General features: G+C 69.1%; 12 protein-coding genes. 5 read left to right on the top strand and 7 right to left on the bottom strand.

The features are described from left to right. Positions 1-28 precede the first annotated feature (28 nt). On the bottom strand, positions 29-415 hold the full coding sequence (locus ACPTTC_RS21935; RefSeq protein WP_423395697.1) for a VOC family protein: 387 nt from the start codon (positions 413-415) through the stop codon (positions 29-31). 334 nt (positions 416-749) lie between these two features. Here ACPTTC_RS21935 and ACPTTC_RS21930 point away from each other — a divergent pair, with 334 nt between their 5' ends. Next, on the top strand, positions 750-1,385 hold the full coding sequence (locus tag ACPTTC_RS21930) for a cysteine hydrolase family protein (protein WP_423393885.1): 636 nt from the start codon (positions 750-752) through the stop codon (positions 1,383-1,385). A gap of 63 nt (positions 1,386-1,448) precedes the next feature. Here ACPTTC_RS21930 and ACPTTC_RS21925 read toward each other — a convergent pair whose 3' ends face one another. Beyond that, a complete protein-coding gene (locus ACPTTC_RS21925; RefSeq protein ID WP_423393884.1) occupies positions 1,449-2,123 on the bottom strand; it encodes a TetR/AcrR family transcriptional regulator in 675 nt (224 codons plus the stop codon). Between the two features lie 149 nt (positions 2,124-2,272). Between ACPTTC_RS21925 and ACPTTC_RS21920 the strand changes: the two genes are divergently transcribed. Together ACPTTC_RS21920 and ACPTTC_RS21915 are read left to right on the top strand one after the other, a co-directional pair. Then, a complete protein-coding gene (locus tag ACPTTC_RS21920; RefSeq protein WP_423393883.1) occupies positions 2,273-3,802 on the top strand; it encodes an FAD-dependent monooxygenase in 1,530 nt (509 codons plus the stop codon). Positions 3,803-3,893: 91 nt separating this feature from the next. Continuing rightward, the gene (locus tag ACPTTC_RS21915) at positions 3,894-4,847 is read left to right on the top strand and encodes a fatty acid desaturase family protein (RefSeq protein ID WP_423393882.1); all 954 of its coding nucleotides are present in this window, start codon (positions 3,894-3,896) and stop codon (positions 4,845-4,847) included. 16 nt (positions 4,848-4,863) lie between these two features. On the opposite strand, the gene ACPTTC_RS21910 is transcribed toward ACPTTC_RS21915, so the two are convergent. The 3 genes from ACPTTC_RS21910 to ACPTTC_RS21900 are packed head-to-tail and all read right to left on the bottom strand — an operon-like array spanning position 4,864 to position 8,541. Beyond that, complete coding sequence (locus tag ACPTTC_RS21910; RefSeq protein WP_423393881.1) at positions 4,864-6,000, bottom strand: Rieske 2Fe-2S domain-containing protein; 1,137 nt, start codon at positions 5,998-6,000, stop codon at positions 4,864-4,866. Between the two features lie 4 nt (positions 6,001-6,004). Then, on the bottom strand, positions 6,005-7,603 hold the full coding sequence (locus tag ACPTTC_RS21905) for a GH3 family domain-containing protein (RefSeq protein ID WP_423393880.1): 1,599 nt from the start codon (positions 7,601-7,603) through the stop codon (positions 6,005-6,007). Then, the gene (locus ACPTTC_RS21900; RefSeq protein ID WP_423393879.1) at positions 7,603-8,541 is read right to left on the bottom strand and encodes a fatty acid desaturase family protein; all 939 of its coding nucleotides are present in this window, start codon (positions 8,539-8,541) and stop codon (positions 7,603-7,605) included. The genes ACPTTC_RS21905 and ACPTTC_RS21900 overlap by 1 nt, the downstream gene beginning before the upstream one ends. 95 nt (positions 8,542-8,636) lie before the next feature. Here ACPTTC_RS21900 and ACPTTC_RS21895 point away from each other — a divergent pair, with 95 nt between their 5' ends. Together ACPTTC_RS21895 and ACPTTC_RS21890 are read left to right on the top strand one after the other, a co-directional pair. Continuing rightward, positions 8,637-9,524 carry a metal-dependent hydrolase gene (locus tag ACPTTC_RS21895; protein ID WP_423393878.1) on the top strand — a complete coding sequence of 296 codons (888 nt, stop codon included), beginning with the start codon at positions 8,637-8,639 and terminating at the stop codon, positions 9,522-9,524. Next, the gene (locus tag ACPTTC_RS21890; RefSeq protein WP_423393877.1) at positions 9,521-10,420 is read left to right on the top strand and encodes a hypothetical protein; all 900 of its coding nucleotides are present in this window, start codon (positions 9,521-9,523) and stop codon (positions 10,418-10,420) included. Before ACPTTC_RS21895 ends, ACPTTC_RS21890 begins: the two co-directional genes overlap by 4 nt. Here ACPTTC_RS21890 and ACPTTC_RS21885 read toward each other — a convergent pair. Together ACPTTC_RS21885 and ACPTTC_RS21880 are read right to left on the bottom strand one after the other, a co-directional pair. Next, positions 10,408-11,523: a hypothetical protein gene (locus ACPTTC_RS21885; protein ID WP_423393876.1), complete on the bottom strand. Its 1,116-nt coding sequence runs from the start codon at positions 11,521-11,523 to the stop codon at positions 10,408-10,410. The genes ACPTTC_RS21890 and ACPTTC_RS21885 overlap by 13 nt on opposite strands. A gap of 7 nt (positions 11,524-11,530) precedes the next feature. Then, positions 11,531-12,241 carry a hypothetical protein gene (locus ACPTTC_RS21880; RefSeq protein WP_423393875.1) on the bottom strand — a complete coding sequence of 237 codons (711 nt, stop codon included), beginning with the start codon at positions 12,239-12,241 and terminating at the stop codon, positions 11,531-11,533. Positions 12,242-12,288: the final 47 nt, after the last annotated feature.

Below are 12,288 nucleotides of genomic sequence, written 5' to 3'. Positions count from 1 at the left end.
TGGCGCCTTGTCATGGTTCTCGGCTCGCTCACTCGGCCGGCGCGAAATTCAGCTCGACGCCATTGCCTGCCGGATCGCGGAAGAAAATCTGGATCTGGCCGGTGAGCGGAACGTGGGCACGCGTGAACGCCACGTTGGCGTCGGTCAGATGACGCGCCATTTCGTCGGCGTCCGCACAGGAGAACGCAGCATGATCGAACGTATTGGCAACGTTTGACGGGCGCGACTCGCCCGGCCGCGCTTCCGACAGATGCAGCACGGCCTGCGTGCCCGCATACAACCAATACCCGAAGCGCTCGAACGGCGGACGAAACCCTTCCCGCAAGCCGACGATGTCGACGTAGAAATCGCGAAGCGAATCGAGTGTCTGCCGATCCGCCTGCAAATTGTAGTGACTGAATCCGGTAACTGGCATGACGTGTAGCTCGTGTTGGCGCAACGTGACAGGAAATGGCATCGCGCCGGGCATTGCCGCTTCGGGCACGCTCCGCACGAAAACGGCAGGTCGGCACTGGCGACCAATCGCGGCCGACCATCGACATGGGCATCGCACGACCGCGAACGACCGTGGGTCGATAAAGCGCACGCCAGTATATTGCGGCGGCGCAGGGACGTGGCGCCGGTTTGGCGGGGATGGCCGCGCGACGCGGCAAAACGCCCCTACGAAAATCGCATCGGCAAGCACCCCGATTTTCCGGTACAAATCGGGAACGCTGAAATTCCCCGCGCGCAATCGGAGACTCTCGTTCATGACTCGGCAAAACGCACCGGATATCGCAACGGCAACCCGCACGACTCCTGGCGACAACCCAGCCGCGCCGATTCCCGCCATCGTGCCGTCAAGCACCGCGCTGCTCGTCATGCATTACCAGACCGACATCCTCGGCCTCTTCCCGTCCGTCGCGCCCGGGTTGCTCGCCAATACGCGCCGGCTCTGCGATGCGGCCCGGGCAAGCGGCATCGGCGTCTGGTTCGCGAACCTCCGGTTCAGCCCCGGCTATCCGGAAATCAGCCCGCGCAACAAGAACGGCCAGGGCATCAAGCAGCTCGGCCTCTTCGTCGACGACGGCCCGTCGCCGGAACTCGGCCGGCAGCCCGACGAGCCGCTGATCGTTGCGCACCGCGCCAGCGTGTTCTTCGGCACCGATCTGCAGGCGCGGCTAGTTGAACAGGGTGTCGATTCGCTGATCATGGTCGGCATCGCGTCGACGGGCGTCATGCTGTCGTCGCTCGCCCACGCGAGCGACGCGGACTTCCGCCTGTACACGGTCAAGGACTGCTGTTACGACCCGGACCCGGTGGTCCACGAGCACCTGTTCTCCACCGCTTTCGAATCGCGCACGACGGTGCTGTCGCTCGCGGACGCGCTGCGGCTGATCGAGTAAACCAGCGTACGCGCGAGCGTGACAGGCCGGCGGCTTGACGCAAATCGGCCCGCGGCATAACACCTACCGGGCCGTTCCGATCCCTTTCAGGATGAGGTCGACGCCGGCCACGAACTGCTCGCGCTCGTCGTGCGCGGCCAGTTGCGCCGCCACCTTGCGCACGAACGGATAGTCCGCGGGATCGAGTTGCGTCCACCGGTCGGCGACGGCCGCAACGATCTCCGGCTGCGCCGGATCGCGCGGATGCAGGCGGGCGCCGGCCGCGTACTGGCCGGCCAGCCCGAAGATGTAGTGCATCAGCGCGGATGCCGCGTTGAATTGCGCGGGCTCCGGCACGCCCAGCGCCTGCAGGTGTCCGCCGACGCTTTCGAGAATCCGCAGCACCGCGTCCTGCCACGGCGCGCGGAACAACTGCGCGCCCACCCACGGATGTGCGCGGAACGCATCGAACAGACGCAACGCGACGCGACGGATCGCCTCCGCCGCATCGCCGTCAGGCGTCGTCGACTCGTCCGCCATCGCGTCCGCGATCACCCGATCCGCGGCCGCCGCGAGCAGGTCGTGCTTGTCGGCGACATGCCAGTAGATCGCGCCGCTTCCGGTCGCCAGGTGCGCGGCAAGCGTGCGAAACGTCAGTGCGCCTTCGCCGTCGTTGTCCAGGATGTCGATCGCGGCATCGACGATCCGCTCTTTCGACAGCGCGTCGGCGCGTCGCTCGGTTCGGTTCCGGGTTGTCATGCGCGGTAGCTTGACACACCTGGAACAACGTTCCAATATCTCGCAATGGAACGGCGTTCCACACTATTCCCATTCCTGGCGCACGCCCGCTGTCAGGTGCCGCCGTTCTTACCGACATCGGCCCGCCCTGGCCGGAAACCGAGCCCTCGATGACCCAGCCCGTCACCCATGATGTCCTGATTGCCGGCGCCGGCCCTGTCGGCCTCTTTCTCGCGTGCGAGTTGCGCGTTGCCGGCCTGTCGGTACTGGTGGTCGAGCAGGCCGGCGATCCGGCCTCTCCGCTGAAGCGGCTGCCGTTCGGCATGCGCGGCTTGTCGGCGCCCACCCTCGAAGCGTTCTATCGTCGTGGCCTGCTCGACGACATCACGATGCCGCCCGGTACATTCGACACCGCGCACTGGATGAAGCAATCGCGCCGTCCGGGCGGCCATTTCGCCGGCATCCCGTTCTTCCATGACCGCATCGATACATCCCGATGGCCGTACCGCCTGCCCGGCCCGGCCGGCACCACCATGCCGACCGAACTCGAACGCGTCGAAACCGCGTTGGCCGCCCGCGCGAGCGCGACGGGCGTCGAGATCCGGCGCGGCATCCGCGTCGACGGCTTCGACCAGTCGGACGATGACGATGCGGTCACGCTGCACGCAAGCGGCAACGCGTGGCGCGGACGCTGGCTCGTCGGCTGCGACGGCGGCCGCAGCACGGTCCGCAAGGCCGGCGGCTTCACGTTCGCCGGCACCGATCCCGAATTCACCGGCTACACGATCGAGGTCGAACTCGCCGATCCCGGCACGCTGGCGCCCGGCCGTCACTACACCGCCACCGGCATGTACACGTATACGCCGCCCGGCACCATCTCGATGGTCGAATTCGACGGCGGCGCGTTCCACCGGCGCGGGCCGGTCGCGCTCGACCATGCGCAGGCGGTGTTGCGTCGCGTGTCCGGCACCGGCGTCACGCTGACGGCGCTGCGGCTCGCCACCACGTGGACGGACCGCGCGCACCAGGCGCGCACCTATCGCAACGGCCGCGTGCTGCTCGCGGGCGACGCCGCGCACATCCACTCGCCGCTCGGCGGCCAGGGGCTCAACCTTGGGATCGGCGACGCGATGAATCTCGGCTGGAAGCTGGCCGCCACGATTCGCGGCGACGCGCCGGCCAGCCTGCTCGACAGCTATACGGACGAGCGGCATCCGGTGGGTGCCAGCGTACTCGACTGGTCGCGCGCGCAGGTCGCGTTGATGCGGCCGGCCCGGAGTTCGCGCGCGCTCGAGGCGATCGTCCGCGACCTGGTCGACACCCGCGACGGCGCGACTTACTTCGCCGAGCGTGTATGGGGGATGTCCGTTGTGTACGATCTCGGCGGCGGCCATCCGCTCGTGGGGCGCAGCGTTCCCGACTTCGAACTGGCCGACGGAACCCGGCTCGGCGAACACGTCACGCACGGCAAAGGTGTGCTGCTGGACTTCGATGGCGGAAGGCCGTTTCAGGCGCTCGCCAATCGCTGGCGCGACCGGATCGCCTATCTCGCCTGCGATGCGAAAGACCGGTTGGGATTGCGCGCCGTGCTCGTGCGGCCCGACGGTGTCGTCGCGTGGGCCGGTGACGATGCTGCAAACGCCGACGAAGCCGCTCACGCTGCAGCGCGATGGTTCGGCAAGCCCTGCGCCGCGCGTTGAATGCGGCCGCTCGTCGTCTGAGGAATCCGGTGTATATTGCCGACCGATACGCCTGCATGCGCGCCGTCGCCGGTGTGCCCGACCTCATCGAATGCCAACGCCATCCGCCCTGCCGACCCCTGCCGAACTGAACCGCACGCTGCCGTTCGCAGCCGGCGCGCGGCCGTGGCGGCTCGTCCGCTATGCGTGCATCGACTGGCTCGGCATCCTGCTGTGCTGGGCCGCGATCCGCTTCGTGCCGAATCCGTTCGTCCATGTCGCGGCCGTGTTGCTGATCGCGGGCCGGCTGCAGGCATTCGGCGTGATCCTGCACGATGCCTGCCATCTCCCGATGCGGCGCATGACGCTGCCGCTTGCGCTCGTCGAAGCGCTCGCCGGCTGGACGATCGGTTCGTCGATCGCCGCGATGCGCTATCACCACCTGCGCCATCACCGTGCGGTCGGCACCGCCGAGGACCCGTACCTGCACCGGCTGGCCGCGCGCGGCGGCTGGGTGCAGCGCGTGATGATGCTGCGCGGCGCGCTGCTACCGGTCTGGTGGCCGCTGCGCGCGCTGATGGCGCCGCTTGCGCTCGCGTGGCCCGCGTTCCGGCCGTGGTATGCGCGCGGCTTCATGCAGGACCGCTCGCGCCAGGATCTGCGCCGTCACCCTGAAGTCATCGCATGCGCGCGCGCCGACCTGCCGCATTGTGCGGGCTATCTGCTCGCGATTGCGGCCGTCGTGCACTGGGAGCTACCGTTCTTCACTTACTACGGACTGCCGTGGATCGTCGGCGGCATCATGAACGCGAACCGCGTGCTGCTCGAACACCAGCACGTCGAGATCGACGAACGCGCGCCGGAATCGATCTGGCAGATGACACGCACGATGACGTTCGGCTGGATCGGCAAGCTCGTGCTGTATCCGCGCAACATCGGCTATCACCAGGTGCATCACGCGTATCCGGCGCTCGCGCTCGAACATCTGCCGGCCGTGCACCGCTACCTGACGGACGGCGCCGCATTCGCGCCGCCCGCACCCGGCCAGGCCGGCTCCACACGCTAGCCGTCCTGCGTCGCGCCTACAGCTCGAAGCGCATCACCTTTTCGCCGCACTGCGCGGCCGGCAGCGGCTCGTCGCGCTTCACCGCATCGAGCAGCCGGTCGATCGCGACGTGCACGATGTCGGCGCGCACGTTATGCGGACGGAAGCCCGGCGCGTTGTCGAGGCCCTGCCGGTGCGCGCGCATGATCCGCACATCCTGCTGGATCACGAGATGCGTGTACAGGTTCAGCAGCGGACGCAGCGCGCGCAACATCCAGCGCGGCAGCCGGAAGCGATACGCGATGTACGTGTAGACGCGCGAGCGGCGCGCATCGATCGGCGTGATCTGGCTGACGATCAGGAAACCGGAACGTTCGCCCCACAGATAGTCGCAGCGCGTCACGTTCGGCGCGATGAAGCGGTCGACGTGCGCGAGCGGCACGCGATCGGGGTTCGTGAGCCAGTCGAGACAGAAGCCGATCTTGTCGTCGCCGTCGTGATACGTGACGGCGACGCTGTCCGGTGTCGTCGCGACCGTCGCTTCCATCGCGTGGCCACGGCTGCTGCGGAAGATCCCGTCGTGCACGAATACCGTATGCGGCACGTCCATGAAGTTCTGCGCGAGCATCGCGATGTCGCCGTCGAACGTGTTCACCATGAAGTACGACTGCCACGGCGCAACGTCGCAAAACGGCATCCGGAAAATCGCGCGCGCCGACGGATCGCCCGCGCCGAGATACACCCACACGAGCCCGTCGAGCAACTGCACGGGCAGCGTGCGCTGCCGGAACGGATAGCGGCCGGGCGCGCCGATCGGCTGCGTGCCGTCGATGCTCGGCACGTGGACGACCTGACCTTCGCCGTCGTAGCGCCAGCCGTGATATGGGCACACGAGCGTGTCGCGGTCGACCTTGCCGGCCGATAGCCGCGTGCCGCGATGCACGCACTGGTCGATCAGCGCGGCGACGCGGCCGTCGCGTTGCCGGAACAGCACGATGCCGGTATCGAGGATCCGCACGCCGAGCGGCTTGTCACGCGGGAGTTCGCGTTCGGTGCAGGCGACGAACCATTGCTCGTGCAGGCCGTCGGCCGGCGGTGCAGGCTCGCGCGAGCCCGCCGCATCGCGCGACGGGCAATCCTGCCCGCATCCGCGTGGTTCGATCATGTCGTTCATCGCGTCATTCATTCGTCATCGCAAGCAGCGCATCGGCCACCGGCAGCCGCGTCACGAGTGCGCACGGCTTCACGTCGCCCGCACGGATGCCGGCCCGTTCGGCCGCCTGTTGCAGCAGGTCGCCGAGCCGCTCCGGCGATCGGCCCAGCCGTCGCACGCGCAGCGTGCCGAGTTGGCCGAGGCGGCGTGCGTGCGCATAGTGGAACGCCTGCACCAGTCCGGTCTCGACGGCTGCACACATGGCGCCGGCCGCGTCGTCGCCGATTTCGCCAGCGACGCACAGCACGTAATGCGGCAGCCCTTCTTTCGCGACACACGGCACGATGCACGCGCCGACTTCGCCGTACTGCCCGCGCGCGCGATTCAGCGCATCGGCCGCAATCCGTTCATCGAGCTTCTCGCCGACGAGATCGGCGCTCGCCGCCGCGCGCCCGACGAACGCAATGCGCGGCGTGCGCGCGGTCATGCCGACCACGCGCACGCGATCGCCGAGCGCATAGCGATACAGCCCGCCGCCGGTGGTCAGCAGCACCTGTGCGTCGTCGCCGGGTCGCAGCCCTTCGACGTCGCACACGCTGCCGTCGTCGCGCACGAACTCGAGGTAGTGGCTGCCGATCGCGAGCGGGCAACCGTCACCGGCGCCGAACGGAATGCTCGCGACGCCTTCCGTCGCGAACAGCCCCTTCGGCAGCCATTGCACCTGCGGAAACCGCACGCGCAACGCGTCGGCGTAATGCTTGCTCGGGCCGTCCAGCCAGCAGCTCACGGCGGCCAGGCGCGGCCACAGTGCACGGCAATCGCCATTCCCGATCGCACCGCGCAGCGCCGAGCGGCGGTCGGCCGGCAACGCCGCCTCGACCCATGCGAGATCGCATGCGCCGTCGGCATCGTCGCGATCGAACAGCGGGCGCAGCACGCTCGTCAGGAAGGTCGGGCTCCATACGCTGATGAACGCGAGCGCTTCGTCCGCGACGAGCGCGCGCAGCGTCTCGCGCCGCCACGTCGCCGCGTTGCCGGTCAGCGGCGGCACGAGCAGCGTCGACGCGAGCGCGGCCGCGCTGCTGTCGCCGAGGTAGTCGAGATCGCTCGCCGAGCCGACCGGAATCCCATTGGGCGCGACGCCGGGCGCCTGCAGCGGCGGCGACATCGACCAGTACGCCCGCCCCTCGCCGAGCGCCGGACAAGCGCGATACATGTCGGCCAGCCATACGATCATCGCGGCCTGCAGTTCGCGCAGGAACGCGGGCGTATAAGGAATCCGCTTCTGGTGCGCGGTGCTGCCGCTGGTCCGTTCGAGGAACACCGGGCGCTCGGCGGTCAGCACCGGTTCCGTTTCGTGCGACACGCGATCGAGCCACGGCAGGAAATCGGCGGCCGCCTGCACGGGCACGCGCTCACGGAACTGCGCGGGGCCATCGATCCGGTCGAAGCCGAACCGGCGGCCGAACGCCGTATCGCGGTTCGCGGCGAGCAGCGCCATGAGCCGCCGCGCCTGCGCGTCGCCCGGCGCTTCGAGGCCGGCCTGCCAGCGATCGAGGTCCGGCCGCGCGGCGCGCGCGAACGTGCGCCATGCGTCGACCGGGCTGCGTACCGAAGCGTCCATCAGAAATAGGTCTTGTCGAGTTGCGCGAGATCGTCGGGCAGCCGGCGCGGCGGCACGAAGATCGTGAGCCAGCCGTACCACAGCGGCCGCGTCTCGCGCAGGTCCGACACCGCGTGCATGTCCTGCCAGCGCAGCGCGGGGCGGCGATGATGCGTGAGGTTGTAGTTGAAGTTCAGCAACAGCCAGCGCACCGGCGTCGGCGCGCGCATGTTGTACGTGCCTTCGACGACGTCGAGCGGCGTGCGCATGTGGTACACCCACTGCAGCGACGACCACGAGAACGCGAACGCGACATACGCGACCAGCACCGCCGACACCGACCAGTCGAGCAGCCAGCCGGCCAGCAGCCATGCACCGACTGCCGCGAGCGCTTCGTAGCGGATCCGTCGGAAGTCGGCCGTCGTGAATTCCTTGAAGGCGGCCGCGTAGGTGTTGTCGTCGCCGCGCGCGGCGAGCCGCTGCATCGTTCGGCCGGGCACCAGTGCGAGCACGAAGCTGCCGACGAAACCGCCGAGCCAGATGCCGCCGAGGATCGCGGCGTAGTATTCGATGCACTTGCGCAGCAGCGATTCGTCCGCGGTCGCGAAATCCGCCCGCTCGGCGCGCGTGCGGTTGCGCACGTGATGGCCGAGATGGTTCACGTGAATGAGCGTCGCGGCCGCGCCGAACATCGTGGACGCCCACCACATCATCATATAATTCGCGATCGGCCGGCGATGCCCGAACCCGTGGAAGGTTTCGTGCATCATCGAGAACACGCCCTGCATCACGAGGCAGAACGGCACGAGCGCGAGCCACTTGATTGCGCCAATGCCGGTATGCGAGAGCCAGGTGAGCGTGCCGGCCCACACCGCGCTCTGCAGCGCGAGCACGAGCAGGTTCGCACGATCGTAACGTCGGGTCTGCACGGCAGCGGCTGGCGCGCTCGGTCGGTTCATGGCTCGGAATGGCGGTTGTTTGCACGGGAGGATACAACAGATGCGTCAGCCGCCGGTAACGGCCCGCGCCCCGTCCCCGACGGGGCGGAACTAGCATGCGGCCGTTTCGCCGCGCGCCCGCCGACCACACCGCGTCGCGCATGCCGACCCGCGACGTGCGCTTCGCGATCGACGCACGCATTCCGCGCTTCTGGTATCGCGGCGCGTGCCATGTCACGCGCTTCTTCGACGCGTTTTCCGTGATGTTTCCGCTCGGCGAGCGCTTCTTCATCGAAAGCGTGCGGCCGTTTCGCGACCAGGTTGGCGGTGACACTGCGCTCGCGGCCGACGTCGATGCGTTCGTGCGGCAGGAAGCATCGCATATCCGCGTGCACCGGCTCTACAACGCGCGCCTCGCGTCGCAGCGGGTGCCGGTCGACGCGCTCGAAGCGCTGCTCGAAAAACGCCAGCGCAATGCCGCGCGGCAGGTATCGCCCGTCACGCGGCTCGCGCTGACCGCGTGCCTCGAGCACTACACGACGATCCTCGCGCACCGGCTGCTGAGCGACCCGGCGATCCTCGACGGCGCCGATCCGACGATGGCGGCCGTGTGGCGCTGGCATGCCATCGAGGAAACCGAGCACAAGACGGTCGCGTTCGACGTGTTCGCGGCGGCCATGCCGAACGCGGCGCGGCGCTATGTCGTGCGCTGCGCGGCCATGCTCGGGATCTCCGTCTACTTCGTGATCGACCTGATCTATTTCGTGCACCGCCTCGTCGCCGCCGACAGGCAGACCTGGAACCTGCGCGGCTGGCTGCAACTGCTGCGCTGGCTGTTCGTCGCGCCGGGCATCTTCACGCGCGTGATGCCGATGTGGCTGTGCTGGTTCTCGCCGCGCTTCCATCCCGATCGCCTCGACAGCGACGCGGCGCTGCGCGCGGCACGCGCCGCGCTCGCACCGTACCTGGCCGGCGCCGAACGCGAACCGGAGTCGCACGCATGACGCGCGCGCCGTGGACGCCCGACGGGTTCGACGACTGGCGGCGCCACTATCCGGCAACGCCGTTCGCGCGGGCCGCGGCGAACCTCGACCGGACCGATGCGTTCATCGACGGCTGGACGCGGCGCACCGCCCGCCTGCCGCTGACGACGACGGTCGTGCTCGTCGCCGGGCTGTATTCGGAATGGCTGCCCGGCTGCAATCGCGGCGCGCGGCAGACGCTCGGCGCGGCCGGCTATCGCGTGCTGACGGTGCCGGTGCGCTCCGCGCGCGGCGTGTTCGATCAGGGCGCGCATATCGGTTCGTACCTGCGCACGCACCTGCCGACCGGCGGCGAATTCGTCGCGCTCGCGCACAGCAAGGGCGGCATCGACACGCTCGCCGCACTCGTCGGCGATCCGGCGCTGGCCGCGCGTTGCGCGGGCCTCGCACTCATGCAGCCGCCGTGCGGCCCGTCCGCGATCGTCGATACGATCTTCCGACACGGCATCGCGCCGCATGCGGCCGCGCCGTGGCCTGACCGCATCGCACGCCGCATGCTGCGCACGCGCTGGGCCGACGCGGGCACGCGCGACATCAGCAGCCGGCGCGATCCGCGCGTCGGCGCCATGCTTGCCGCGCTGCCGCGCGACCTGCATCTCGTGCATGGCGTGAGCTGGTCCGTCGAGGCATCCACGCGCTTCGATTCGCATCACGGGCGGCTGAACGGGCATCGTCCCGGCTGCGCGCACGACGGACAGTTCTACCTCGAACACCAGGTGATGGCCGGCATCCCGCAGGTCTGCCTGCCGCGGCTCGACCACGGCCAGCCCGTGCTCGGCGGGCTCGGCTTCGACGCCGGGCGCTTCTGGCTCGCACTCGCCGACCTGCTGCACGTCACGCGCGCTCAGACCAGGTAGATCTCGAAGCCCGGCACGCGGCCGGCCAGCAGGCCGTCGATCGGTGCGGCCGGCTCGCCGGTCGACAGCGTATAGAGATCCATCGGCGTACGCGCCGCGTAGTAGCGCGCAAGCGCCGGCCGGAGCGGATCGCCGTCGTACAGGCACAACTGCATCAGCGCGTGACTGTTGCGCACGCGCAGCCACGCGGCATCGAGCAGCGCCGCGAACACGGACGGATCGCGGTCGCGCACCTGCAGGTGCGTCAGGTAGACGTCGCGCAACGGCTCGCCGGGCGCGGCGATACGCGGGCGGCGCAATGCGGGCGCGAGCGCATTGAATGCGGCACGGACCGCCTGCAGCGGCAACGGCAGCCGTTCGAGCACGATCCGTTTGATATCGCCGGCGTCCCACGGCGCGACGCAGCCGAGCAGGTTGTCGTGCGCATCGAGCGCCAGCAGGAACGCGCCGATGCCGAACGACGGCCACGTGTCGAGCCGCCGCGCGAATTCGTCCGCGGAGAATACGCCGCCAAACGGCTGGCAGCACGATTCGGCATCGAGAAACGCGCGCAGTGCGTCCGCATGATGCGGCTGCGCCTCGACGATCCGCACGCCCGGTACGCTGCGCGGCGCCGCCGACAGCCCGCGCTGCGCATAGATCGACACGTTCTCGTAGCCGTGCCAGTGCGCGAAACGCAGCCGGTTCTCGCGCCGCGATCGTGCCAACGACTGCACCGCGAGCCGGTTGTCGCGGATCATGCAGCAATACGCATGCTGCACGCCGGCGTCGGCGCGCAGCGTCGCGAGGCGTTCGCGCACCGAGTCGGTCCACTCGCGCGACAGCCGCCGGTCGGGCATCAGCCGCAGGTCGCCGAGATAGGCGACCGGCTGCGCGCGTTCGCCGAGATAGCCGTCGCGCACGACGAGGCTCGCGAGCCCCTTCAACGACGCGCGCTCGTCCTCCGCGAGCCAGACCTCGTGATGCGGCGCGTGGCAGCGATGCAGCGCGAAGTAGTCGGGCGCGCGATCGAAGCGCAGCGGCAGGCTTCCCTGCATCGCATGGCGGGACTGGAAATCGAGGATGCGCGCGTTGTCGGCCGGTTGCGCGAGTCGGATCCGCATGCGCGGCTCACCTGCCGTCGAACAGCCGGCGCGCGAGCGGCCGCAGGTTCGACGCCGACAGTTCGCACAGGCACACGAGCTCGTCGCCCTGCGCATAGCCGGGGTTGCGTGCGAGGAAATAGTCGACGTCGGCCAGCCGCCGGTGCGGGGCCGGCACCTCCGCGAGCGCGGGCGTGAGCCGGCCCTGCGGCGTGTCGAACGACAGCAGGCCGGTAGCGGCATCGTACGCGTGCCCGTAGCGGCTCGCGGCCAGGTAATCCATCAGGTCCTGCGTGGCCGGTGCGGTCAGGTTGTCGGCACGCGGCGCGTAGTCGCGCGCGAACGCGCGCAGGTAGCGATAGGTGCGATGCCCCTTGCAGATCAGGAACCAGTACAGTGGCACGGCGGGCGCCTGCCGCCACACGTCGCCCGCGTGGCGGAGCCACGCGAACGCGAGATGCTGCGTGCCCCAATGCGCGGGATCGATGATCGTATCGCCGGAAAAGATCACGCGGATCGATGCGTCGCGCCAGCGTGTCTCGTACTGCCTGAGCGTCGAGAAGCCCTGGATCGCGCCGCCGCCGTCGCGCAGCACGATGCAGTGTGTCTTGTCGCCGAGGTCGCGGTCGAACTGCGCACGGGCCGTGTCGCAATAGGACGCCGCATACAACGAGAACATCCGGTCGATGTCGTCCGGGCCCAGGGCCGTTCGTTCGACGGCGGTGGCACGCAACTCCATCGGCTCCTCCTGCAAGACTGAACAGCTTGCTATGATAGCCCGTCACC

Origin of the sequence: Burkholderia mycopellens, from assembly GCF_964265025.1 — a bacterium.
In the GTDB taxonomy this organism is placed as follows: domain Bacteria; phylum Pseudomonadota; class Gammaproteobacteria; order Burkholderiales; family Burkholderiaceae; genus Burkholderia.
The sequence above is the reverse complement of the archived record's forward strand: the minus strand, read 5'-3'. Positions and strand labels throughout refer to the sequence as shown.